Raw genomic sequence first — 23,545 nt, 5'->3', positions numbered from 1 at the left:
GTCCGCGGGAGAGGCGGATCAGGTCCGGCTGCTGACGCGCTCGGCGATCCACTGGTCGATCTCGATGGAGTCCCAGCCCACGGCGCGCACGCCCAGGCGCAGTGCCTGTGGGAACTGGCGCTTCTTCATCAGGTTGTAGATGTGGGCGCGCTTGAAGCCGGACTTCGCTTCGACTTCATCGAGCCGCAGGATGCGGCGCTCGTTCGGTGGCAGTACAGTTGGCTGCGACATGGCGTTCACTCCTGAACGCTCAGTGGCGTTTGTTGGCGTGACCTCTATTCAATAGACATGGATGCCAAAAGACATTGCATATGCAATCTCCGGGATTGCAGATACAAGCTGGAAGATTTCACTCGGATGCGCTACGGACGTTCTTCCTGGCGTTGGCGAACTTGCCATTCAAGGTTCGCTCCGTGATGCCCACGGCGCCACCGCAGTTGGCAAGCATTGCGGAGACGATGGCCTCCTGTGTTCTGAATCTGGAGTAGGGCACGCCCCCAGGGGACTGGCCGAGCATCAGTGCCAGCATTGCGCCAATGATGTTCAAGTATGTGGTCTCCGCCCGGTTGCTGATCGCACATGTATTGGACGCCACCAGCACGGTTGATTGCTTCAGCAGGGCTTCGTGCTGCTCTCGCAGTTCCTGCATCTGATGCCGGGTATGGTCCAGCTCTGCTTTTAGCGCCGTTCGCTCCAACAGGAGCGCTTCTCCTGTTTGTATGGTGATGAACGGGTGCGCCATGCGTTCGCCGCGGCTGAACAGGAAGCCTGGCCGATGCTCGGGATAGTGGGTACGCATCCAGCGCTTGAGATCGACATGGCGGATGGTCAGGTCCGGCGAACTCACCAGCGCCGGGTCATTGAGCGTGATCCCGTTCTTGCCGAAAGGAAGCTCAGCGTGGAGGATGCCGTCGTAGATGCGTTCCGAGTACAGCCGGCATTCGTTCCATCGCGGGCAGTCCAGTGTCTGCGGCAGGCGCTGCGGTGATGTGATCGATGCGAGGATCATCGCCTTGAACCGCAACAGCCCAGCCCATCGTATGGCAGCTTCAATGGGGCGATAGAACACCTTTGATAGTGGGGGTTCCTTGTGCATGGTCTCGTCTCCTTTCGGAAGCGCTACATCACCGGCTCCTTTTCTGCCCCATCGCGGGCTGTTGTATTGATTGGCCTGTGGCGCATGCCTGGGACGACTCTCAAGAACATGGGGAGGCGATCATGGCGTTCGCCACAGGTGGTCCTCTCTTGTCTGTTGTGCAAGAATTGACCGGCTGCCGGCGCATCGAGCCACGAAGAAGAAGCCCGCTCGATTGGCGCTCACGGTGCCAGCGTCACGGGGACGGGCAAGCCCGTCAAGACTGATTCGATATGGTCTGATATCCGTATGGTTTCAGAAGACGCATGGGCCAGCTTTTTACGGCTCAACGTCCTTCTGAACGGAGAAGAAGCGGCACACGTCATGCGTGTTTCGGCATCCTGATATACCGATGAAGCATCCACGGGTGATGCATTGGGGCTTGCTTTGAGTGGTCGCGAGCAGCTCGTCTACTTCCCCTCGACAGGCCGAAGCCGCATGCGTCCCATCTCAACTTGGTAACTGCTCGACCTTCGTCATTCGCGGACATAAGCAAGCCTGAGAAGGAAGGACAGATGAGTTCAACCAAATTCCTGACAAGCTCTGTGGAGGCAACTTAGGCCGCCTCAAGGGTCAGACCGGTAAGCATTAACTCGGCAGCAGCATCGGGTGCTGCGATGCGTCACGCGGTACGCGCTGAGCTGATCGACTTAGCGCCAAACCAGGCTTCAAGAGTGGCCAACGCCTGTGGCGACAGCTGCTGGGTGAACAGCAGTGCGAGCCGAGTCTTGGGCCTGGAACAGGCCACATAGAACAGATTTCGATTGCGTTCGTACCCGACTTCTTTCGCCGCAGGCACAGCCTGTGCACTAGCAAGCTCCAGCATGTCCCCGAAGTTGTATTGATTCCAACCGCGACCGATCACGACAAGCACATTCTCAAACTGAGCGCCTTTGACGCCATGCTTCGTCTCGAAGGGCGAATGACCATCGAGGTACTTGCGGAGCGCCTTAATCTCTGCATACGGGACCTCGCGAAGCTTCTCCAGTTCTTCCAATGCCGGAGGCATCTCCTCACCCGCTGACTTGTCGAAGACACGAAGTTCCCGTTCTCGCTTCTCGACAGCGTCCGGAAGCTTTGGCCGCTTCTGCGCAAAAAGGTGGTCGATGATCTGGCCGACGGTGCCGTTTTCGCGCAGCGCGAGCAGTTGCGTCATGGCGGCACTCCACGAAGCTTTGTCCGCATGGCTGCGTATCAGCGGCGTTCTACCACCGAGCGCTTCGAACATGGTGCCAAACTTGCGCGCCGTGAATGCATCGCATGCCGGTTCGAGCTCGTCCACAAAAAATGCGATGTGTGGATGCTCCTTCTTTGTGAAGGCTTCGTTGTAGCGAAAGATGGCAGGCAGGCTGGAATAGCCCTGTTCGCTGGCAAGCAGGCGGTGCGTCAGCATCAAGATTTTCGTGGAACCAACAGACAGATCCCACCCGTCTTGCTCCAGGGCGGCTTGGACGCGAACAAGGGTCTCGTGACCCACATCGGAAGGCAGATCACCGCCCCAATGCCCGCCTTTTTGGCGTTGACCCTGCCAGTCGTTCGTGTGAAACACCCGTACCTGACCAGGCGCCTTGGGATCCTCAACGAACTGCTTCAACTCGGGGCGCATGCGGTTGAGGCAATCGACCACGGTCTTGACCGATCGGAAGTTGGCCTCTTTCCCTATCTCGATCACTGCCGGATGCTCAAGCTTGCCGCAGCCGCCGCCATAGATCTTCTGCCAGTGATCACCAAAGAATCCGAACAATGGGGCCTCGGGTTGTCCAAGGAAGTGGCTCTTGATCGCCTCGACCCAATCTTTGTCTGTGTCCTGGTACTCGTCGACCAGGATGATTGGGAATCGATCTGTGATCATGCGACGGAACTTCTGATGCTCCATCAACGAGATGGTCAGAGGTAGCACGTCGTCGTGATGCAAGGACACGCGGCCATCACGGATGGATCGATGTCCAAGGCTGTATTCGATGGCGCGCGTACCCAAACCGCCACCTGCTTCCTCAATGCGGTCCTTCCACGCGGGAAGAGCTTCGACCAGAGATCGAAGCGGTTTCTGGAAGCCGCTGATCAGCGACCAGCAGAAGGCATGATTCGTCTCGCAAAAGATCAGCGGACTTCGATCCGTGCGCGTGGCGATCTCATCCTTTGCGACGTTCGTGAACGTGATGCACGCGATCTGCTGGCTGTGTTTTGGCAGTGCCTGTCCATCGCGTGCGATCAAGAACTGCAGCGCCTTGATCAAGGAGTAGGTCTTGCCAGCGCCTGCGCCCGCTTCCAGGCGAAAACTTTTGCCTTCGTCGAGGCAGGCGTACATGGCCTCAAGTGCGCGCCGGCTCGCGGCCGCTGCTGGCGACTCGACATTAGGCATCGGGCGCTTCCTTGGCGGCGGCTACCGCGGCTTCTGCGGCCAATGCCAGCACGGGATCGGACACAGGCGTCTCGCCGCGGGCCAGCCAGCGAATGCCGTCGAGGATGTAAGTCGGGGCAGTCCATCCGGTCTCCGCTATCGCATGCTTCAAAGCGAACTCTGACTTCTTCAGTTCATCGGCCTTGGTTCTGGCCTGCAGCTCCAGCTCCTGCGATGTCTTACCGGTCAGTCCGAACATGGCGGCGTTGGCGAGGATGAATGCATCTTCGAACGTTCTTCCGCAGGGTCCATCTTTCGCTTCAGCGCATTGGTAGGCAATGCGGTTCCGCCCGTTCACTTTGTCCTTGTCGGGTTTCGCGAGGAGCCCGGCCAGCGTGAAAGGGTCGTCTTTGGAGAACCACGATTTCAAGCATGCGTTGCTTGAGTACGTGCCCTGATGGACTGCACATGCCTTGCCCCCGGCCTTCTCGACGGCATCAAGATCGGTGACGATCAGGCTTCGAAGTTCGAGGAACTGGAGCAAGTCGAAGAAGAGATGCGCATAGGCGCCCCCGACCTCCATCACCGTCATGTACTGACTAGACAACTTCGGACTGTCAGGCTCGACGGTCTCCAGCTTGGCAATGATGACGGGAAGCAAGAGCCTTTCACTCAGCCCTTCGACAAGCACTGCCTTGTCGGCGAAAAACAGGTCGCAACGTGTCAGCGTCATGTATTGGTGCAGGAATTTCTTCTCAGGCTCGGATGTTCCTTTCAGGCCCTTGCGTAGATCCTTGATCTTGGTGTGGCGAACACCTGCCGGCGCCCCAGGAGCGCTCGTTCCAAGAAAGTACCGAATGCTTTCGAAGCCCGCTTCGTTGGCTACGTGTGACGAGTGGGTTGAAACCACGAACTGCACCGGCCAAGGCGTCTTATCATCGGTGCTGGCGACCAACTGCTGTGCAATCTTGGCCAACTGCCGGATAAAGACCTCCTGCATCTGCGGATGCAAGTGAGCCTCTGGCTCTTCGACAAAGATCAGATGCACACCCGGCTCGGTCGCCTCGGCCCGGAAGGCCTTGTAGAAACTGGCGAGCTGCAGCAGTATGAAGATCAGGTTGCGCGCTCCGAGCCCGTTGTAGGACTCAGGCAGTGTTATGCCGCTGTAGCCGGCATATCGGACCTTCGTGAAATTGGAGAGAAGCTTCCGCACATCGAGGATGGTTTCGGTGTGCAGTTCCTGCCCGCCGAGCCCCGGATAGCCGAAGCTTTGCAAGGCAGGTACCAAGCCCTTGAGCTGGCCGCTGAAGTTCGCATCGATCTGCGTTTGAATATCCTGGACCGCCCCCTTCAATGCCTCCGCGACTTGCTTGTCAGAGGCATCGGCGGCCGGTGAGGAGGCTGTCGCGAACAGGCTTTCGACTGTTTTGGCAAGCACATCCGACTCGCGCGACGTCACGTCGTCCAAGCCTCGCTGCGCATTGATGAAACCGGTCTTCACCAATCCTCGCAGAGAGCCCGGTTGGAGCTGCCGGCGATTGTCGGGATCGTTGGGGTCTTCAGCCCAAATCTTGACGCCGAAGTCGCGGGGAATTCGCTCGCGCAGCGCGCGAAAAAAGGCGATTCGAGTTTCGTCGGTCCACGGCGTAGTGGGTTGATCCTCGAAGAAACGCTCGAGCTGACCGTCCTTCAGTTCGTAGCGCACGACAACCAGAGCTTCCGAACACGCGGGGTCAAGATCGATGACGAATGGGCTCAGAGGACCAAGCTGCGGTCGAGCGGGGTCGTAGCGGAACTTGAGGCGCAGTTCTATGGCAGGGATCAGGGCACGAACGGCTCGGTCTTCTGCACCGTTGTTCCTAGCTTCGAGGGCTGCGCAGAAGCAGTCATAGCACGTGCTCGAAAAGTCTTCGAGCTGAAAGGCGCCGGCGCCATCCGCTACCAGACGACGCATCACTTCGGACAGAGAAGTCTTGCCGCTGTTGTTTCGTCCGACAATGACTGTTGTCTGGTCCTCGAGGGCCAGCTCAACGTCGGCCAAGAGGCGGAAGTTCTTGATCTCTACGTGATGAATACGCATGTGTCTCCGTGTTCCAACATCGGGTTGAAATAGTGCCCCTTGCTTGCGCTTGCATATTTTTACATTTTGTGGCTGATGGGACTGCGCCTGGAGCGCGCACGGGGTTACGAGAGGTTGGCCTCACGACTCGGTTGGTTCACCCCAGGGAAGTTTGAACGTGGCAGATGATCGACTCCGTAGGAACCCGCTGGATGCAGTGGCGCCAGCCCTGTCTCACCAGAATCTCCAAAGGAGCTTCGACGTTTCTCTTTGCCGGATCGCCTGCGGTCGCGTATCAAGCGCGCGTGGAGCCTCGCGATCGGCCTGCCGTGGCGTGCGGTTGCGCATTTCACGTTCCAGCTCGTGGGCGATACCCCGAGCGTCTTTGTCGCCACGCAAAGCGCGACGTCTCCACTCGCGGGCCTGATTTACCAGTTCATCGTCTTGCAGTTCTCTGATCCCCATTGCAGGAGCGATTGTGCCTAGGCGCATTTGGCCGACACGCTTAGCTAGGCAAAGGCGCCGCGACTTAGCGTAGAAGGCGGGGCTGGGCGCGTTTGCCGCCGCTGGCAAGTTTGGGCTGGCGTCAATCCGCTGGCGGGGCCCGGAATCGGCCGCGGCGCCGCAACGACTTAGCGGCCGCGCACGAGCACAAGGACGCCTTTCATCAGGACGGCTCCATGGAACCCCGCCATCCCGGCCCGCTGACACCGCTGGCGTCGCCACGCCAATCGCTGTTCGGCCCGGTGATCGCCGGGGCGCTGGGCATAGACATCAAGTAGCCTTGACGGCTGACGGGATCGCTGGAGGGCGAATCCGCTGATAGTGGCCAGCGGAAGTTCATGGATGCCTATGGACATCAATGGTGGGTGTTGACCATCGAGGGCGAAAAATGAGGCTATAATCAAGTCCTTCGCTGATCACCACGGCGGAGAATGTAGTTGGGAAACAATGACTTAGCGCCCTAGTGCATGTCCCTTTTCCCGCTCCAAATTTCCAAAAAAGGGAAGCCTAGGCTTCCCTTTTTCGTCGGAAGTTGGAGTTTGCGGCGCGGTAGCAAAGCGGTTATGCCCCGGATTGCAAATCCGGTTAGCCCGGTTCGACTCCGGGCCGCGCCTCCATAGCTCTGATCGGGTAGATACTTTGTAGAGCAGAAAATTCTGCTATAATCAAAGGCTCTTGAGAATTCACTGTAAAAGCAGTGCGATTGACAAGATTTGCGGGAATAGCTCAGTTGGTAGAGCGCAACCTTGCCAAGGTTGAGGTCGAGAGTTCGAGACTCTTTTCCCGCTCCAAATTTCTAAAAAAGGGAAGCTTAGGCTTCCCTTTTTTGTTGCTGACCACGCTGCATGGCCAGGGCTCGCTTTGATGCTGAGTTCGCGCGCTTTGGTAGCTGCTCCATCCTCCATTCATAAGCAGAAAGTAGCTTTGTACGTGGGGTTTCCTGCGTGCGCAGTGTTGTGTCTGCGTCCTCGTGAGCGGCGTTCTTTGGCGGATCGCTCGGATGCGGTCATACTGTGATTTTTGCCGAGAGGTGGTAATGCCTGCGACCTTGACGACGTTCCACCATGGCCACTACCTATTGGCCTGTAGCGCGAGGGTGCTGGCCAACGGGCGCTTCGTACCTGAGCTGGTGATCACGAAGGACGTCTGGCCGACCCGTCCGCGCTCCATCGCGATCGAGAAGGCCGAGTTCGAGATCGAAGAGGAGGCAATTGCTGCCGCCAGATCACGGGGCCTGGAGTGGATCACCAACTACGGTTGAGCCGCGAGCGGTCTTGATCGGGCCGTGAGCCTGTCACAATGCGTCCCTTGCGTTTTTATGCATGCAAATTGCAATGCAATGACCAAGCTGTGGCGTAGCTGCCGCAGCTCTCATGCCCGAGTGGTGAAACTGGTAGACACAAGGGACTTGAAGCAAATTTGAGCCCTTCGGGGGAAACCCCGAAGGTGACGCCCGTCAAATTCGGCGAACGCCCTGGATGCCTTGCGCATCCGAGCCAACGCCGAGCCAAGCCCTGACTCGCAAGAGCCTGGGAAGGTGTAGAGAGCAGACGGCGGGCACCTACGGCCGCAGGGCCATGGTGAAGGCGTGCTCCAGACCACGAACGCGGCATCCTCGATGCGACGGCGGCGAAAGCCGAAGTGGTAAGAAAATCCCTCGGCTTCACGGTCGTGCCGGTTCGATTCCGGCCTCGGGCACCAATCGATAGAGCCGCACCTGGCCCAAGCCAGGTGCGGCTTTCTTCTTGATGGCGGTCATGTACTTGTCCCCGGCAGCACTGGACAATCCTGGGGATAACCCGTGTTCGGGGGTGAAAAGAGTGTCGTAAGTGCTTGTTTCATAAGGACATGCCTTGCGCTGCTTTTTCCGTAGGCAGGGGGCATGTCCTGTCAGTCGAACGTGAGAAAATGCGCTCTTCGCTGGCTGGATGCAACCGTGATTGCGGCTTTCCCGCTCCCCGTCCTCTTTTTTAATTCTGAGGGTGTCGCTGTCGGGCCTGGGGCCTGATGTCGACACCACAGAGATGCACGATGTCTAGCTATAACACCCCATTCGAAATCCACGTCCATGGCGACGTGGTGCTGCGCCCGGACGCCACGTTCGAGCAGTTGCAGGACGCGCTGCGCCCGCTCTGGAAGTACGCCGGTGCCCGCTCGCTCGCCGATGGTGCGACCAGCGTCTACGAGGAAGAGCCCGGCATCGAGTTTGACGCCAAGGAGCATGTGCTGCACATCTGCTGGACGGTCAATGGCAATGAGGACTTCCGGCACAACCTGGACGAGATGTGCATGAGCCTCAATGAACTGGCCGAGCAGGGCGCGGCGATCGAGGTGACCTTCTACGACACCGACTTCGATGAAGACGAGGAACCGTCCGACGTCGAGGCGCGCGATGACTTTGTGATGCTGTTCGTCGGCCCCACGCCTGCGGCCATCATGCAGGTGCAGCGCGACCTGCTGGTGCAGGACGTGGTGGGCATGATGGAGCGCCATTTCGATGGCGCCGAGCTGGGCGGTGTGGTGGCCGAGATCGACAAGCTGTTTGGCGAGCGCTTTGATGCGCTGGTCAACTCGCTGGAGCTGGGCAAGCCGCCGCGTGGCAGCGGTGGTGCCGGCCCGGGTGGCGGGCATGGCGGCGGCCGCCGTCCACGCCATTTGCACTAGGGCAGGTGTTGTGCGCTACCTGGGCGGCTACCCAGAGGCCGTGCTGGAGCAGGTGCGCACGCTGCACGCGCAAGGCGGCCTGGGCCGCTTGCTGCGCTCGCGCTATGCGGCGCCGCACGGCTTGCGTACCGACCGGGCGCTGCATGGCTTTGTCACGGAGCTGAAGGCCGAGCACATGCGCCGGGCGCCGCCGCTGGACAAGGTGCTCTACGACAGCAAGCTGCAGGTGGTGCAGCATGCGCTGGGCCTGCACACGCAGGTGGCGCGGGTGCAGGGCTCACGGCTGAAGGCCAGCCGCGAGATCCGTATTGCGTCGGTCTTCAAGGATGCGCCGCTGGACTTCTTGCGCATGATTGCCGTGCACGAGTTGGCGCATTTGAAGGAGCGCGAGCATGACCGCGCCTTCTACCAGTTGTGCGAAAGCATGGAGCCGCGCTACCACCAACTGGAGTTTGATGTGCGCCTGTACCTGACGCACCTGGAGGCCACGGGCGAGCGGCTTTGGTCAGGCGAGAACGGGTTGCTCCAGTCCCAGCCAGGTTAGCGCCGCGCGCTGCAGCAGGGCCAGGTCGCCGGTGCTGGTGAGCTGCACGTTGCCCAGTACGCTGTCTAGAGGGCTGCCAGGCTCGCGCAGCAGCCCATGCTGGGCCAGCAGGCGTTGCGTCTGGCGCGCTACCGGCGCGCCGGTGTCGATCAATTGCACACCGGGGCCGACCAATGCGCGCAGCACGGGCGCTGCGAACACGTAGTGGGTGCAGCCGATCACCAAGGTGTCGATCTGGCCTTTTTCAGTGCCAAATATGCCTAAATCCCTTGTGTAGCCTTGGCATAGTGCTATTACTTTTGATTCTTCCTCGTGGCTTGGCAGCAGTTCGGCTTCAATGGCCTGTGCCAGGCCGTCGCAGGGCTGGATGTGGAATTCCGCCTGGGTTTGCAGCGATGCCAGCAGGGTGCGGAACTTGGCGCTGCTGAGGGTGCCGCGGGTACCGATGACGCCGATGCAGCCGGTGCGGCTGGCGGCCAGGGCAGGTTTGACGGCGGGCTCTACGCCGATCAGGGGCAGGTCTGGATGGGCTTGGCGCAGCAGGTGGATGGCGGCGGTGGTGGCGGTGTTGCAGGCCACCACCAAGGCCTTGATCTGGTGCTGCTCGCGCAGGCGGCGGGCGACCTCCAGCGTGCGTTGTGCCACGTAGGCGTCGCCGCGCTCGCCATAGGGCGCGTGGCCGCTGTCGGCGAGGTAGACGTAGTCTTCAGCCGGCAGCTCAGCCCGCAGGGACTGCAATACGCTCAGGCCGCCAAGGCCGCTGTCGAAGACGCCAATGGGTTGGTGGGGCAGGGCTGCAGGCATCACGGATTACAGGCGAAAGGATGGCCGGTATTGTCCGTGATGCTGCGGGATTGCGCTGGCGCGCCGGGTGTCAGGCGGTGGCGAGCTCGATGCCGCGGAACTCGCCGCTGATGATGCGCTTTTGCCATTCGGCCGGGCCGGTGATGTGCACGCTGGTGCCGCCGGCGTCGACCGCCACGGTGACCGGCATGTCGACCACGTCGAACTCGTAGATGGCTTCCATGCCCAGGTCGGCAAAGCCGACGACCTTGGCGTCCTTGATGGCCTTGCTGACCAGGTAGGCGGCGCCGCCGACGGCCATCAGGTAGGCGCTCTTGTGGTTCTTGATGGACTCGATGGCGACCGGGCCGCGCTCGGCCTTGCCGATCATGGCGATGAGGCCGGTTTGCTCCAGCATCATGTCGGTGAACTTGTCCATGCGCGTGGCGGTGGTGGGTCCGGCGGGGCCGACGGCTTCGCCATTGACCGGGTCAACCGGGCCGACGTAGTAGATGACGCGGTTGGTGAAGTCCACCGGCAGCTTCTCGCCCTTGGCCAGCATGTCCTGGATGCGCTTGTGCGCGGCATCGCGGCCGGTGAGCATCTTGCCGTTGAGCAGCAGGGTGTCGCCCGGCTTCCAGCTGGCGACTTCTTCCTTGGTCAGCGCATTGAGGTCAACGCGCTTGCTCTTGTTGTAGTCGGGCGCCCAGTCGATCTTGGGCCACAGGTCGAGCGACGGGGCTTCCAGGTAGACCGGGCCCGAGCCGTCCATCACGAAGTGCGCGTGGCGCGTGGCGGCGCAGTTGGGGATCATGGCGACCGGCTTGCTGGCGGCGTGCGTGGGGTACATCTTGATCTTGATGTCGAGCACGGTGGTGAGGCCGCCCAGGCCCTGCGCGCCGATGCCCAGTGCATTGACCTTCTCGAACAGCTCCAGGCGCATTTCTTCGAGCTTGTCGAGCTTTTCACCGCGGGAGGACTTGGCCTGCAGCTCGTACATGTCGAGGTCGTCCATCAGGCTCTCTTTGGCCATCAGCACGGCCTTTTCTGCCGTGCCGCCGATGCCGATGCCCAGCATGCCGGGCGGGCACCAGCCGGCGCCCATGGTGGGCACGGTCTTGAGCACCCAGTCGACCACCGAGTCGCTGGGGTTGAGCATGATCATCTTGCTCTTGTTCTCGCTGCCGCCGCCCTTGGCCGCGACGGTGATGTCGAGCTTATTGCCGGGCACGATCTCGGTGAAGATCACGGCGGGCGTGTTGTCCTTGGTGTTCTTGCGGTCGAACTGCGGGTCGGCCACGACCGAGGCGCGCAAGGTGTTGTCCGGGTGGTTGTAGCCGCGGCGCACGCCTTCGTTGATGGCGTCTTCCAGGCCGGCGGGGAAGCCTTCAAAGCGCAGGTCCATGCCGACCTTGAGGAACACGTTGACGATGCCGGTGTCCTGGCAGATCGGGCGCTGGCCGGTGGCGCTCATCTTGCTGTTGGTCAGGATCTGCGCGATGGCGTCCTTGGCCGCCGGGCTCTGCTCGCGGGCGTAGGCGCGCGACAGGTGGGCGATGTAGTCAGCGGGGTGGTAGTAGGAGATGTACTGCAGCGCGGCAGCAACGGACTCCACGAGGTCGTGGTACTGGATACGGGTCGTCATGGTGGGGATCGTGTCGTTGTAAGGGGGACCAGCCCGCAATTATCCCCGTTGCGCACCGCCCGTGCAGGCGGCGCCAAGGTGGCGGCAGGCTCAGCTGTCGATCATGGTGGAGGGCGCGAAGTCGACCGTGTCTGCGGGCTTGTGGCCTCTGGACCATTCCAGCAGCACATGCGCGGGCATGGGCCGCGCAAAGAAAAAGCCCTGCAGCTCGTCGCAGCCCATCTGCAGCAGGATGTCGCGCTGGCCACTGGTTTCGACGCCTTCGGCCACCACGCGCAGACCCAGCGCATGCGCCAGGCGGATCACCGCCTCGACCACGGCGCGGGCGTCTTCCTTGACTTCCAGGTCGTTGACGAAGCTGCGGTCGATCTTCAGTTGCTGCGCCGGCAAGGTGCGCAGGTAGCTGAGGCTGGAATAGCCGGTGCCAAAGTCATCAATCGCCAGGTAGACGCCGATGCGCGCCAGCCCGCTGAAGGTGCGCTGGGTGGCCTTGATGTCTTCCATGGCCACGGATTCGGTGATTTCGCAGAGCAATTGGGAGGCGTCCACGCCATGCCGGCGCAGCGCTTGCTCAACCCGTTCGGCCAGGCCGCTCTCACGCAACTGGTGGACCGACAGGTTGATGGCCACGCGCATGCGCAGGCCTTGCACGCTCCAGGCCGCGATCTGGCGGCAGGCCTCGTCTATCACCCAGTTGCCCAGGCGGCCGATCAGGCCAAAGCGCTCGGCCAGGCCGATGAAGACCGCCGGGCTGACCATGCCGTGCTGCGGATGGTGCCAGCGCAGCAGCGCCTCCACGCCATTGATGCGGCCGCGACGGCCATCGACCTTGGGTTGGTAGTACAGCTCGAACTGCTGGCTGTCGAGCGCCTGGCGCAGGTCGCTCTGCAGCTCAAGCTGCTCGACCGCGTCTGCGCCCATGTGCGATTCAAACAGCGCGTAGCTGCCGCCGCCGGCGCGCTTGGCGACGTACATGGCGGCATCGGCATTGGCCACCAGCTTGTCGCGGTCGCCCTGGTCGGGGTAGACCACGATGCCGATGGAGCAGGCGATCTGCACCTGCTTGTCGGACACCTCGAAGGGCTGGGCCAGTACTTGCAGGATGCGCTCGGCCAGTTGCACGCAATCGGTAGCGTCGCTCACATCTTCGAGCAGCAGCAGGAATTCGTCGCCACCCACGCGGGCCACGGTATCGCTCTGCCGGGCTTCGCGACACAGCCGCTCGGCCGCCTTGCACAGGATCTGGTCGCCCGCCGCATGGCCGAACGAGTCGTTGATGGGCTTGAAGCCATCCAGGTCGACAAACAGTACCGCAACGCGCTCCTGCACGCGCAGGTGGTTGGCGCGGTCCAGCCGCACCAGGGCATGGTGCAGGCGGTCTTCGAACAGCAGGCGGTTGGGCAGGCCGGTCAGCGGGTCGGCAAAGGCGCGCTGCTGCAGCTCGGCGTTGGCGGATTGCAACTGGGCATTGGCTTCTTGCAGCGAGTCGGCCAGGCGTCGGGCCGTGCCTTGCAGGCGCGCATCCAGGATGGAGGTGAACAAGGTGCCCAGCAGCAGCATGCCGGCGGCCACTACCACCACGGAAATCAGGCCGTTGCCGCCCAGCGCCCCCGCGCTGAGGCAGACGGCGCCGTCCGGGAACTGCGCCGCGGCCATGCCGGTGTAGTGCATGCCGCAGATGGCCGCTCCCATCACGCAGGCGGCGGCCAACTGGGCCGGCAGGCGGCGCGTGTTCTGGACCCGCAGCAGCAACTGGAAAATCAACAGGGCGGCAGCGGAGGCCGCCACGGCGATCACGACAGACAGCGCCACGGTCAGCGGATTCCAGACGATGCCCGGCGCCATGTCCAATGCAGCCATGCCTATGTAATGCATGGCGCAGATGCCCGCGCCCATGGGCAGCGCGCCAAACAGCACCCAGCGCAGGCCGCCCGCCGCGCGGCTGGCAATCCCCAGCGCAATGCCCGAGGAAAGCACTGCCGCAATCCACGACAGCAAGGTCAACATGCCGGTAAAGCCCAGCGCGATGGGCAAGGTAAAGGCCAGCATGCCGATGAAATGCATGGCCCAGATGCCGGTGCCCATGACAACCGAGCCCGACGCCCACCACACCAGGCGCAGGCCGCCGCGCGAGGACTGGATCCGGCGCGCCAGATCCAGCGTGACATAGGACGCAAGGGTGGCGATCAGCACCGATGCTGCGACGCCCCACAGGTTGTAGTGCGAGTCGAGGAAGGTGGTCGGGGGTGGTGTCACTGCGAGTGGGGCGGCGGTAATGGGGATTCACGCCGTCGGATGCGCGGGGGGAGGCACCGCGCTACCCTGTCGGGATACGCAGTCGCAAAGCGGGCTGCAGTTTAACCACCCCGGCCATATGTGAATGAGAAACGTTTTCGTTTGACGTATGCTGGCAGGTGATCGTCATCGCCGCAGTGTTCCTTGGAGCTGCGGCAATTCCTTAGTTTGCCACCGACCCGACCATGAGCACACGTACAGAACGCGATACCTTCGGCCCCATCGAAGTGCCAGCCGAGCACCTGTGGGGCGCACAGACGCAGCGCTCGCTGCAGAACTTCGACATCTCTGGCGAGCAGCAGCCGCGCGAGATCATCAAGGCGCTGGCCCAGGTCAAGCGCGCGTCGGCCGTGGTCAACCACGCGCTGGGCCTGCAGGACGAGAAGAAGACCAAGGCCATCGCGGCGGCGGCCGACGAAGTCATTGCCGGCAAGCATGCGGGCGAGTTCCCGCTGGTGGTGTGGCAGACCGGCTCTGGCACGCAGACCAACATGAATGTCAACGAGGTGCTGGCCAACCGCGCCAGCGAAATCCTTGGCGGCGAGCGCGGGGAAGGGCGCCTGGTGCACCCGAACGATGACGTCAACCGCAGCCAGTCGAGCAACGACGTGTTCCCGACCGCCATGCACGTGGCGGCGGTGGAGGCCATCACGCACAAGCTGCTGCCGGCCATTGCCAAGCTGCGCGCCACGCTGGGGCAGAAAGCCCAGGATTTCGACGGCATCGTGAAGATCGGCCGTACCCACTTGCAGGACGCCACGCCGCTCACCCTGGGCCAGGAGTTCTCGGGCTATGTGGCGCAACTGGCCCATGGCGACAAGCACGTGCGCGCCGCGCTGCCGCATCTGTATGAGCTGGCGCTGGGCGGCACGGCCGTGGGCACCGGGCTGAACGCACCCAAGGGCTACGCCGAGCAGGTCGCGGCCGAGCTGGCCAAGATCACCGGCCTGCCTTTTGTCACCGCGCCCAACAAGTTCGAGGCGCTGGCCTCGGTCGACGGCCTGGTCCACGCGCACGGCGCGCTCAAGACCCTGGCGGCCAGCATGATGAAGATCGCCAACGACGTGCGCTGGCTGGCCAGCGGCCCGCGCAGCGGCATCGGTGAACTGAGCATCCCCGAGAACGAACCGGGTTCATCGATCATGCCGGGCAAGGTCAACCCGACGCAGAGCGAGGCCGTCACCATGCTGGCCGCGCAGGTCTTTGGCAACGACGTGGCCATCAACTTTGGCGGCGCCTCGGGCAACTTCGAGCTGAACGTGTTCCGCCCGATGGTGGCGCACAATTTTTTGCAGAGCGTGCGCCTGCTGGCCGACGGCATGGTGAGCTTCAACGACCATTGCGCCGTGGGCATCGAGCCCAACCGCGAGCGCATCACCGAACTGGTTGAGCGCTCACTGATGCTGGTGACGGCACTCAACACCCACATCGGCTACGACAAGGCCGCCTACATCGCCAAGAAGGCGCACAAGGAAGGCACCAGCCTGCGCGAGGCGGCCGTGGCCTCTGGGCACGTCACCGGCGAGCAGTTCGACCAATGGGTGGTGCCGGGCAACATGGTGGGGCGCTGAGCCCTCAGCGCGAGCGCTGGATGTTGCTATTTAATATATAGCTACTAGCCCAGGATGTGCCTGGGCTAGAGGCATATTTCATCAATATTTTGTATCACGCAGCCCCTGCGCCTCAGGAGCCTGCTGCGGCGCGCGCCTGTTGCAGCCAGTTGTCAAACAGCGCCCGGTGCGTGGCAATCCAGCCGTCGGCGTGCCGCTCTATATCCACGGTCTTGTTCTCGCCTTCGCGCATGCGCAGGTTCTGGGCGTTGATGTCGGCCACCGGCACTTCCATCACCTCGAATAGTTTTGCGGCGGCCGGGTTGGCTTCTGCGAACTTGCGGTTGGCGAGGATGTGCTGGGTGTTGGCGACAAAGCCGTAGTCCTTGCCGTCGGGCAGGCGGGTGGCCTGGCGGTCGCCGGGTTTGCCGGGCGTGGCAGAGAAGGGCACTTCGAGCCAGACCACGTCTTCGCCGGGCTTGAGCACGCTGCTGACCCAGTAGGGCATCCAGGTGTAGTAGAGGACCGGCTGGCCGTGCTTGTAGCGCTCTATGGTGTCGGCCATCAGGGCCGGGTAGCTGCCCTGGTCGTGGCTGACGGTGGCGCGCAGGCCGTAGGCGCTCAGTTGGGTTTCGATCACGCCTTCGCAGCCCCAGCCGGGGTTGCAGCCGGTGAGGTTGGCGCGGCCGTCGCCGTCAGAGTCAAACAGCTTGGCGATCTGCGGATCGCGCAGTTGCGCCAGGTTGGTGATGCCGTAGGCGTCGGCGGTTTTCTTGTCGATCAGGTAGCCCTGTACGGCGCCGCTGGAATAGGTGCCCTGGCTGTAGAAGCTGGCCTCGCCGCCGGCGTTCTTGTAGAAATCCTGGTGCAGCGGCACCCAGTAGTCGGCCAGGAAGGTGGCGTCGCCGTTGGCGATGGCGACCAGGCCGGTGGCGTATTCGATCTCCTTGATCGGCTGGACCTTGTAGCCAAGCTGCTGCAGCGCCTTGGTGACCAGATAGGTCTGAAAGCTTTCTTCAGGCAGCGAGCTTTGCAGCGGCTGCACGCTGATGCCTTCTCCCGGCATGTCGGGCGTGGCGGCAATAGCCGGCGTACCGGCCAGGCCGAAGGCGAGGGCGCTGCACAGGATCACGGCGCGCGCCACGCGCGGGATGGCGGGCACGGGGCGTGCCGGCGGTGCGGGCAAACGAATGTGGGTGGATGGGAACATGGGTCTCCTTTCTTTCAGGCGGCAGAGGCGCTGGGCGCGGTCTGCAGGCTGCGTTGGGCAGAGGGCTGGGTGCCGAGCAAGCGGCGCAGCAGGCCGACCGGGCCGCGCTGGTGCCAGCGCAGGCCGCCGCGGCGCACCTGGCCGAGCGATTGGGTGAAGCGGTCGAGCGTGATCGCCAGCAGCACGATGCCCAGGCCGCCGAGCGTGGCCAGGCCCATGTCGAGCCGGCCGATGCCGCGCAGCACCATCTGCCCCAGGCCGCCCACGGCGATCATCGAGGCGATCACCACCATCGACAGCGACAGCATCAGCGACTGGTTGACGCCGGCCATGATGGAGGGCAGCGCCAGCGGCAGCTGCACCTTGGTCAGCAATTGCCAGGGCGAGGCGCCGTAGGCGCGCGAGGCCTCGACCAGGTCCGACCGCACCTGGCGTATGCCCAGGTTGGTCAGGCGCACCAGCGGCGGCAGCGCGAAGACGATGGTGACCACCACGCCCGGCACGTTGCCAATGCCAAACAGCATCACCACCGGCACCAGGTAGACGAAGGCGGGCGTGGTCTGCATGGCATCCAGCACCGGGCGCACCAGGCGCTGGGCGCGGTCGCTGCGCGCCAGCAGCACGCCCAGCGGCAGGCCGATCAGCAGGCAGAAGCCGAGGGATGTCAGCACCAGCGACAGCGTGGTCATGGCCTCGGGCCAGACGCCGAGCAGGGCCACCAGCAACAGCGCCGCCACCGCACCCAGGGCCAGGCCCGGCCCGGCAAACTGCCAGACCAGCAGGCCCATCAGCGCCACCATGACGGGCGCGGGCGGGGCCGACAGCACGCCCTCCACGCTGCTGAGCAGCGCATCGATAGGCCCGCGCACGGCCTGGAAGAAGGGACGGAAGTGCTGCACCACCCAGGCCAGCCCGTGGTTGACCCAGGCCTCTACCGGCAGCGTGCCATCGAACAGGCCGGCGGCGTGCGCGGGCTGTGCATGGGCGTCCAGCGGCGGGCCGTCGAGCCAGGCGGTGCTGGCCGCGCCGCTGTCGGCGGGCGGCAGCGTGCTCTGGACCCAGGGGTTGACGTAGTGCGGTGCCTGGGCCAGCGCGGGCTCTGCGGCATCGGCGGCAGCGTCCAGCGAGAGGTTGTTGAAGTCAGACATGGTCGGGGCCTTTCAGGGCTGGGCGAACAAAAGCGGCAATGCAGCGGCGGTGCCTGGGGCACGCCTGCGGCTTTTGTTGGCGGTGAAGAGGGATGGGACGGCGACGGTTGACGGGTGTCAGTCGGTCGTGCGGTCCAGAAATCGCAGCAGCGTGTTCTTGCTGATGGCGCCGGCGTAGCGGCCGTTGGCGTCCACCACCGGCACCGGGTAGGGCACCTGGGCCACCTGGCCGATCAGGTCGCTCACCGGGTGGTTGGCGGCAATGGTCGGCACATCCGGCAAGAAAGCCTGGGCCAGGCCCAGCGGGCCTGCATGGCCGTGCAGCGCGGCGCGCAGCGAGTCGGCAGATACCAGGCCCAGAAAGCGGCGCTGCGGGCTCACGATGGTGGCGTAGTCGCGGTCCTGCTCTTCCAGCAGTTGCAGCGCGGCGCGCGAGCCGCGGCCGGCGTGCTCGGACACGATCACCACCTGCGTCTTGCGCGCGATGTCGCCAGCCTTGAACACAGCAGCCGCATCCACGCCGCGGATGAAGCTGCGCACATAGTCGTCGGCCGGGTTGCGCAGGATCTCTTCTGGCGTACCGACCTGCACCACGTGGCCGTCGCGCATGATGGCGATGCGGCTGCCGATGCGCATGGCCTCGTCCAGGTCATGCGAGATAAAGACGATGGTGCGGCGGCGCTCTTCCTGCAGGCGCAGCAGCTCGCTTTGCATCTCGGTGCGGATGATCGGGTCCAGCGCCGAGAACGCCTCGTCCATCAACAGGATGGACGGGTCGCTGGCCAGCGCACGCGCCAGGCCCACGCGCTGCTGCATGCCGCCAGAGAGTTCATCCGGGTAGCTCGCGCCCCAGCCGGCCAGGCCGACCTGCTCCAGCGCCTGCTCGGCCAGCGTCAGGCGCTCGGCCTGGCTCACGCCCGACAGTTCCAGGCCAAAGGCGGTGTTCTCCAGCACCGTCATGTGCGGCATCAGCGCGAAGGACTGGAACACCATGCTGATGTCCTTGCGGCGCAGCGCGCGCAGCTCGGCTTCTGAATGCTCGAAGATGTTGCGGCCGTCGATCACGATGCGGCCGGCGCTGGGCTCGATCAGCCGGTTCAGCAGGCGCACCAGCGTCGACTTGCCCGAACCCGACAAGCCCATGATGACGAAGATCTCGCCCGCCTCGATGGTGAAGCTCGCGTCGAACACGCCAATGGACTGACCGGTGCGCGCGAGGATCTCCTGCTTGGAGTGGCCCTCCCGCACCAGATCCAGTGCGGCATCCGGGTCATCCCCGAACACCTTGAAGACATGGTCGATCACGATTTCTTTTGCCATGCGGCAGACCCTTCCTCAGCAGCTTGCTGTTGATGCACCTCCACGCTGAACCAGCCAGCGAAAAGGCGCCGCCGCAGCCGAACCCCGAAGCCCCGGCAGTGATGGCGCATGCGCGCCGCCAATAGGGCTATGCCGGTGCCAGAGGGGCGCCGGGTTGGACGGGGTACCGGGACTGCCGGCGGGATTGACGAAATGCAGGACCGATGTGGCCCCGGCGGTTTCCTGTCGGCCCGCTCACGTGGGAGCTGGGCCGCTGCACCACCGACTGGAGGCCGAAAGCATCGGCGAGACGGGATTGGTGCAAGCAGGAAAGCGCCGAATTATAACTTTTGAGTCTGAGCGCGTCAAGGGCGCGCTGTAACCGGATATAAGCTGGCGAAGCTCAGTGCTCTTTCGCCGGTGCCGACATCAGCCGGTCGGTCAACGCAATCGCCAAGGCCGACAGCAGGAAGGTGATGTGGATCACGGTCTGGGCGATCAGCACGCGGTTGGTGTAGTTGTCGGCGTTGATGAAGGTCTTGAGCAGGTGGATAGAGCTGATGCCGATGATGGCCGTGGCCAGTTTCACCTTGAGTACAGAGGCGTTCACGTGGCTCAGCCATTCGGGCTGGTCGCGGTGGCCTTCCAGGTTCATGCGGCTGACGAAGGTCTCGTAGCCGCCGACGATCACCATGATCAGCAGGTTGGAGATCATCACCACGTCGATCAGCGCCAGTACCACCAGCATGATCACCGTCTCGTTCAGGCTCGTGATCGGCACCGTGGTCTTGTAGCCGATGCTGTTGACCAGCGCCTGCAGCGCCGTGGTGCTGCCAAACGCCGCCTCCACCAGGTGCAGCAGCTCCACCAGAAAGTGCACCACGTACACGCCCTGGGCCACGATCAGGCCCAGGTACAAGGGCAGTTGCAGCCAGCGGCTGGCAAAAATCAGGTTGGGCAGCGGACGCAACGGTGAGGCCTTGCGCGCGTGAGGGTCGGACATGGTGGGGCCAGAGAGCAAAAGGGCGCATTGTAGAGTCGGGTCCTGCGCCAGAATCGAGTAGGCCCGTCAGTGGTCTGTAAGTGCCGGCCACCACATTAGCCCCCGTTTTGCCACGACTTATTCCCCAGGAGACATCCCCATGAGCGCCGCCGCGTCCTCCATTGAATCCGTGCTGGTCGAGAACCGCGTGTTCCCGCCCTCCGACGCCGCCATGCGCGGGGCGCGCATCTCCGGCATGCCCGCCTACGAGGCGCTGTGCGCCGAGGCCGAGCGTGACTTTGAGGGCTTCTGGGCCCGCCTGGCGCGCGAGAACCTGGTCTGGAACAAGCCCTTCACCCGCGTGCTGGACGAAAGCACGCCGCCGTTCTTCAAGTGGTTTGACGACGGCGAACTCAACGCCTCGGCCAACTGCCTGGACCGCCACATGGGCACGCCGGTAGAGCACAAGACCGCCATCGTGTTCGAGGCCGACGACGGCGCCGTCACCCGCGTCAGCTACCGCGAACTGCTGGAGCGCGTGTCGCGCTTTGCCAATGCGCTGAAGGCGCGCGGCATTGGCAAGGGCGACCGGGTCATCATCTACATGCCCATGACCATCGAAGGCGTGGTGGCGATGCAGGCCTGCGCCCGCATTGGCGCCACGCACAGCGTGGTGTTTGGCGGCTTCTCGGCCAAGGCGGTGAATGAGCGCATCATCGACGCCGGCGCGGTGGCGGTCATCACCGCCAACTACCAGATGCGCGGCGGCAAGGCGCTGCCGCTGAAGTCCATCGTCGACGATGCCATTGCCATCGGCGGCTGTGAATCGGTCAAGACCGTGCTGGTCTATGAGCGCACCCAGGGCGAGTGGGCCCGCGTGGCTGGCCGCGACATCAGCTTTGCCGAAGCCCTGGCCGGCCAGAGCGCCGATTGCGCGCCCGAGCCGGTCGGCGCCGAGCACCCGCTGTTCGTCCTCTACACCTCGGGCTCCACCGGCAAGCCCAAGGGCGTGCAGCACAGCACAGGCGGCTACCTGCTGTGGGCCAAGCTCACCATGGACTGGACCTTCGACCTGCGGCCCACAGATGTGTTCTGGTGCACGGCCGACATCGGCTGGATCACCGGCCACACCTACGTCACCTACGGCCCGCTGGCCGCCGGCGCCACGCAGGTCGTGTTCGAAGGTGTGCCGACCTACCCGGACGCCGGCCGCTTCTGGCAGATGATCGAGCGCCACAAGGTCAGCATCTTCTACACCGCGCCCACCGCCATCCGCTCGCTCATCAAGGCTGCGGAAGCCGACGAGAAGGTGCACCCCAAGCGTTCGGATCTGTCGTCCCTGCGCATCCTGGGCAGCGTCGGCGAGCCGATCAACCCAGAAGCCTGGATGTGGTACCACCGCAATATCGGCGGCGAGCGCTGCCCCATCGTCGACACCTTCTGGCAGACCGAAACCGGTGGCCACGTCATCACGCCGCTGCCGGGCGCCACGCCGCTGGTGCCGGGCTCTTGCACCTTGCCGCTGCCGGGCATCATGGCCGCCATCGTCGACGAGACCGGCAAGGACATCGAGAACGGCACCGGCGGCATCCTGGTCATCAAGCGGCCCTGGCCGTCCATGGTGCGCACCATCTGGAACGACCCGGAGCGCTTCAAGAAGAGCTACTTCCCAGAGGAGATGGGTGGCAGCATCTACCTGGCTGGCGACGGCGCGGTGCGCAGCATTGACCGCGGCTACTTCCGCATCACCGGCCGTATTGACGATGTGCTGAACGTGTCCGGCCACCGCATGGGTACGATGGAGATCGAATCCGCGCTGGTGTCCAAGACCGACCTGGTGGCAGAGGCTGCGGTGGTCGGCCGCCCCGACGACCTGACCGGCGAGGCGATCTGCGCCTTCGTCGTGCTGAAGCGCTCGCGCCCCACGGGTGAAGAAGCCAAGGCCATCGCCAAGGAACTGCGCGACTGGGTCGCCAAAGAGATCGGCCCCATCGCCAAGCCCAAGGACATCCGCTTCGGCGACAACCTGCCCAAGACCCGCAGCGGCAAGATCATGCGCCGCCTGCTGCGCAGTATTGCCAAGGGTGAAGCGATTACGCAGGACACGTCTACGTTGGAAAATCCAGCCATCTTGGATCAGTTGGCGCAGACCAACTGATCCAAGACAGCCGCAGGCTGGCGGCGCGCAGCGACGTGGCGGGATTGGGGGCCACTCATATTGCGAAGCAATGTGACGTGGCCACAGAACCCGGCGATCCTGGAGCAATTGGCGCAGACCAACTGATCCAGGGGATTTTAAAAATGATAGCTACTAGCCCAGGGTGGATAAGGGCTAGAGGCACTTTTCTTTCAAATACCCGTCACGCCGCCCGCGTTGTAGGACGGCGCCGGAATCTGGCAGCCAGCCACCGATAACGGCGGCCCGCTACGGTAAAAGACAGCGTTGCCGCGGCCGCATGGCCGTGTTCCTGACGTCTTACCGAGAGTACCGCCCATGATCCGTACCATCCTGCTGCTTGTCATAGCACTTGTCATCGCCGCGCTGGCGGCCCTCAACTGGGGCACGTTGGCGGCACCGACGGCGGTGTCCTTTGGCGTCGCCGTCGTGCAGGCGCCGCTGGGCCTGCTGATGCTGGGGCTGACCGTGCTGCTGGCCGTGTTCTTTGTGGCCTATGTGGTCTACCTGCAGGGCTCGGTGCTGGTGGAGACGCGCCGCCACAGCAAGGAGCTGCAGGCCCAGCGCGAACTGGCCGACAAGGCCGAGGCATCGCGCTTTACCGAGCTGCGCAGTTTTCTCGACGCCAAGCTGCAGCAGTCCGAGCTGGATGCGCGCCTGGCGCGCGATGCCTTCCATGAGCGCATCGCCGCGCTGGAGGTATCGCTTACGGCGCGCGCCGAGCAGTCCGACAACAGCACGGCCGCCCATATGGGCCAGTTGCAGGACCGGCTGGAGCGCAAGGCCACGCCAAGCTTTGGGGTCGATCCGCAGGTGCGCTGAGCGCCTTTAGCGCAAGCCCAGTATCCAGCCCGCGAGCTGCTTGGCATCCGCCTCGCTGACCTGCGGATTGGCCGGCATGGGCACCGGCCCCCAGACGCCGGCGCCACCCTTCTGGATTTTTTGCGCGAGCTGGTCGGCGGCGTTCTGGCCAGCGTACTTTTGCGCCACCGACTTGAAGCTGGGCCCCACCACCTTGCGCTCGACCGTATGGCAGGCCATGCAGTTGCGTGCCTTGGCCAGGGCCTCGTCGGCCTGGGCCGGCAGGGCGCAGGCCAGCAGGGCGCAGGCGGCAAGGGCGGGAAGTGTCAGCAGGCGGGGCATGGTGTGGGGTGACGTGCGGCGTGGGGGCCGCGGCGCTCTGGAGTACAGTCTCGCCCGATTGTAGTGA

At 63.6% G+C, this 23,545-nt stretch carries 18 protein-coding genes and 2 tRNA genes; 8 read left to right on the top strand and 12 right to left on the bottom strand.

What is annotated here, in order from left to right; translation table 11 throughout:
* Positions 1-18: 18 nt before the first annotated feature.
* From AAFF27_18030 to AAFF27_18015, 4 genes are all read right to left on the bottom strand, one after another.
* Positions 19-231 (bottom strand): AlpA family transcriptional regulator, encoded by a 213-nt coding sequence (locus AAFF27_18030; protein ID XAH21907.1) that lies wholly within the window; start codon positions 229-231, stop codon positions 19-21.
* 118 nt (positions 232-349) lie between these two features.
* Complete coding sequence (locus AAFF27_18025; GenBank protein ID XAH21906.1) at positions 350-1,096, bottom strand: hypothetical protein; 747 nt, start codon at positions 1,094-1,096, stop codon at positions 350-352.
* Between the two features lie 661 nt (positions 1,097-1,757).
* Positions 1,758-3,497 carry a UvrD-helicase domain-containing protein gene (locus AAFF27_18020; GenBank protein ID XAH21905.1) on the bottom strand — a complete coding sequence of 580 codons (1,740 nt, stop codon included), beginning with the start codon at positions 3,495-3,497 and terminating at the stop codon, positions 1,758-1,760.
* A complete protein-coding gene (locus AAFF27_18015) occupies positions 3,490-5,556 on the bottom strand; it encodes an ATP-dependent endonuclease (protein ID XAH21904.1) in 2,067 nt (688 codons plus the stop codon). The genes AAFF27_18020 and AAFF27_18015 overlap by 8 nt, the downstream gene beginning before the upstream one ends.
* A gap of 1,026 nt (positions 5,557-6,582) precedes the next feature.
* On the opposite strand from AAFF27_18015, the gene AAFF27_18010 reads away from it, so the two are divergent.
* The 5 genes from AAFF27_18010 (at position 6,583) to AAFF27_17990 (ending at position 9,247) form a co-directional block, all read left to right on the top strand.
* A tRNA-Cys gene (locus AAFF27_18010) sits at positions 6,583-6,656 on the top strand.
* A 98-nt stretch (positions 6,657-6,754) separates the two neighbouring features.
* Positions 6,755-6,830, top strand: a tRNA-Gly gene (locus AAFF27_18005).
* A 245-nt stretch (positions 6,831-7,075) separates the two neighbouring features.
* A complete protein-coding gene (locus AAFF27_18000; protein ID XAH21903.1) occupies positions 7,076-7,300 on the top strand; it encodes a hypothetical protein in 225 nt (74 codons plus the stop codon).
* Between the two features lie 770 nt (positions 7,301-8,070).
* Positions 8,071-8,703 (top strand): DUF6806 family protein, encoded by a 633-nt coding sequence (locus AAFF27_17995; protein ID XAH21902.1) that lies wholly within the window; start codon positions 8,071-8,073, stop codon positions 8,701-8,703.
* A gap of 10 nt (positions 8,704-8,713) precedes the next feature.
* Positions 8,714-9,247, top strand: a complete 534-nt coding sequence (locus AAFF27_17990; protein XAH21901.1) for a YgjP-like metallopeptidase domain-containing protein — start codon at positions 8,714-8,716, stop codon at positions 9,245-9,247.
* On the opposite strand, the gene murI is transcribed toward AAFF27_17990, so the two are convergent.
* The 3 genes from murI to AAFF27_17975 all read right to left on the bottom strand — a co-directional run bounded on the left by murI (position 9,209) and on the right by AAFF27_17975 (position 13,931).
* On the bottom strand, positions 9,209-10,051 hold the full coding sequence (gene murI, locus AAFF27_17985; GenBank protein ID XAH21900.1) for a glutamate racemase: 843 nt from the start codon (positions 10,049-10,051) through the stop codon (positions 9,209-9,211). The genes AAFF27_17990 and murI overlap by 39 nt on opposite strands.
* Before the next feature lie 70 nt (positions 10,052-10,121).
* Complete coding sequence (locus AAFF27_17980; GenBank protein ID XAH21899.1) at positions 10,122-11,675, bottom strand: fumarate hydratase; 1,554 nt, start codon at positions 11,673-11,675, stop codon at positions 10,122-10,124.
* A gap of 90 nt (positions 11,676-11,765) precedes the next feature.
* On the bottom strand, positions 11,766-13,931 hold the full coding sequence (locus AAFF27_17975) for an EAL domain-containing protein (GenBank protein ID XAH21898.1): 2,166 nt from the start codon (positions 13,929-13,931) through the stop codon (positions 11,766-11,768).
* Positions 13,932-14,155: 224 nt separating this feature from the next.
* Here AAFF27_17975 and fumC point away from each other — a divergent pair, with 224 nt between their 5' ends.
* Positions 14,156-15,541 carry a class II fumarate hydratase gene (gene fumC, locus AAFF27_17970; GenBank protein XAH21897.1) on the top strand — a complete coding sequence of 462 codons (1,386 nt, stop codon included), beginning with the start codon at positions 14,156-14,158 and terminating at the stop codon, positions 15,539-15,541.
* A 112-nt stretch (positions 15,542-15,653) separates the two neighbouring features.
* Here the strand turns inward: fumC and proX are convergent, their stop codons facing one another.
* The 4 genes from proX to AAFF27_17950 all read right to left on the bottom strand — a co-directional run bounded on the left by proX (position 15,654) and on the right by AAFF27_17950 (position 20,180).
* The gene (gene proX / locus AAFF27_17965) at positions 15,654-16,730 is read right to left on the bottom strand and encodes a glycine betaine/L-proline ABC transporter substrate-binding protein ProX (GenBank protein ID XAH21896.1); all 1,077 of its coding nucleotides are present in this window, start codon (positions 16,728-16,730) and stop codon (positions 15,654-15,656) included.
* Positions 16,731-16,744: 14 nt separating this feature from the next.
* On the bottom strand, positions 16,745-17,878 hold the full coding sequence (gene proW, locus AAFF27_17960) for a glycine betaine/L-proline ABC transporter permease ProW (GenBank protein ID XAH21895.1): 1,134 nt from the start codon (positions 17,876-17,878) through the stop codon (positions 16,745-16,747).
* Between the two features lie 117 nt (positions 17,879-17,995).
* Entirely contained in the window at positions 17,996-19,198 is a 1,203-nt protein-coding gene (proV, locus tag AAFF27_17955; protein XAH21894.1) for a glycine betaine/L-proline ABC transporter ATP-binding protein ProV, read from the bottom strand.
* Between the two features lie 382 nt (positions 19,199-19,580).
* Positions 19,581-20,180 (bottom strand): YqhA family protein, encoded by a 600-nt coding sequence (locus tag AAFF27_17950; protein ID XAH21893.1) that lies wholly within the window; start codon positions 20,178-20,180, stop codon positions 19,581-19,583.
* Between the two features lie 139 nt (positions 20,181-20,319).
* Here AAFF27_17950 and acs point away from each other — a divergent pair, with 139 nt between their 5' ends.
* The gene (gene acs / locus AAFF27_17945) at positions 20,320-22,317 is read left to right on the top strand and encodes an acetate--CoA ligase (GenBank protein ID XAH21892.1); all 1,998 of its coding nucleotides are present in this window, start codon (positions 20,320-20,322) and stop codon (positions 22,315-22,317) included.
* 336 nt (positions 22,318-22,653) lie between these two features.
* Positions 22,654-23,157: a LapA family protein gene (locus AAFF27_17940; GenBank protein ID XAH21891.1), complete on the top strand. Its 504-nt coding sequence runs from the start codon at positions 22,654-22,656 to the stop codon at positions 23,155-23,157.
* A gap of 6 nt (positions 23,158-23,163) precedes the next feature.
* Here AAFF27_17940 and AAFF27_17935 read toward each other — a convergent pair whose 3' ends face one another.
* On the bottom strand, positions 23,164-23,478 hold the full coding sequence (locus AAFF27_17935) for a c-type cytochrome (protein XAH21890.1): 315 nt from the start codon (positions 23,476-23,478) through the stop codon (positions 23,164-23,166).
* Between the last annotated feature and the right edge of the window lie 67 nt (positions 23,479-23,545).

This window comes from Xylophilus sp. GW821-FHT01B05, from assembly GCA_038961845.1.
Classification (GTDB): domain Bacteria; phylum Pseudomonadota; class Gammaproteobacteria; order Burkholderiales; family Burkholderiaceae_C; genus Xylophilus.
Note: the sequence above shows the minus strand (reverse complement) of the source record. Positions and strands in the feature narration are given on the sequence as shown.

Excerpts from the sequence above, each read along its gene's own strand:
- AAFF27_18030 (XAH21907.1), bottom strand. The coding sequence starts at position 231 with ATGTCGCAGCCAACTGTACTGCCACCGAACGAGCGCCGCATCCTGCGG.
- AAFF27_18025 (XAH21906.1), bottom strand. The coding sequence starts at position 1,096 with ATGCACAAGGAACCCCCACTATCAAAGGTGTTCTATCGCCCCATTGAA.
- AAFF27_18020 (XAH21905.1), bottom strand. The coding sequence starts at position 3,497 with ATGCCTAATGTCGAGTCGCCAGCAGCGGCCGCGAGCCGGCGCGCACTT.
- AAFF27_18015 (XAH21904.1), bottom strand. The coding sequence starts at position 5,556 with ATGCGTATTCATCACGTAGAGATCAAGAACTTCCGCCTCTTGGCCGAC.
- AAFF27_18000 (XAH21903.1), top strand. The coding sequence starts at position 7,076 with ATGCCTGCGACCTTGACGACGTTCCACCATGGCCACTACCTATTGGCC.
- AAFF27_17995 (XAH21902.1), top strand. The coding sequence starts at position 8,071 with ATGTCTAGCTATAACACCCCATTCGAAATCCACGTCCATGGCGACGTG.
- murI (XAH21900.1), bottom strand. The coding sequence starts at position 10,051 with ATGCCTGCAGCCCTGCCCCACCAACCCATTGGCGTCTTCGACAGCGGC.
- AAFF27_17980 (XAH21899.1), bottom strand. The coding sequence starts at position 11,675 with ATGACGACCCGTATCCAGTACCACGACCTCGTGGAGTCCGTTGCTGCC.
- fumC (XAH21897.1), top strand. The coding sequence starts at position 14,156 with ATGAGCACACGTACAGAACGCGATACCTTCGGCCCCATCGAAGTGCCA.
- proX (XAH21896.1), bottom strand. The coding sequence starts at position 16,730 with ATGTTCCCATCCACCCACATTCGTTTGCCCGCACCGCCGGCACGCCCC.
- proW (XAH21895.1), bottom strand. The coding sequence starts at position 17,878 with ATGTCTGACTTCAACAACCTCTCGCTGGACGCTGCCGCCGATGCCGCA.
- proV (XAH21894.1), bottom strand. The coding sequence starts at position 19,198 with ATGGCAAAAGAAATCGTGATCGACCATGTCTTCAAGGTGTTCGGGGAT.
- AAFF27_17950 (XAH21893.1), bottom strand. The coding sequence starts at position 20,180 with ATGTCCGACCCTCACGCGCGCAAGGCCTCACCGTTGCGTCCGCTGCCC.
- acs (XAH21892.1), top strand. The coding sequence starts at position 20,320 with ATGAGCGCCGCCGCGTCCTCCATTGAATCCGTGCTGGTCGAGAACCGC.
- AAFF27_17940 (XAH21891.1), top strand. The coding sequence starts at position 22,654 with ATGATCCGTACCATCCTGCTGCTTGTCATAGCACTTGTCATCGCCGCG.
- AAFF27_17935 (XAH21890.1), bottom strand. The coding sequence starts at position 23,478 with ATGCCCCGCCTGCTGACACTTCCCGCCCTTGCCGCCTGCGCCCTGCTG.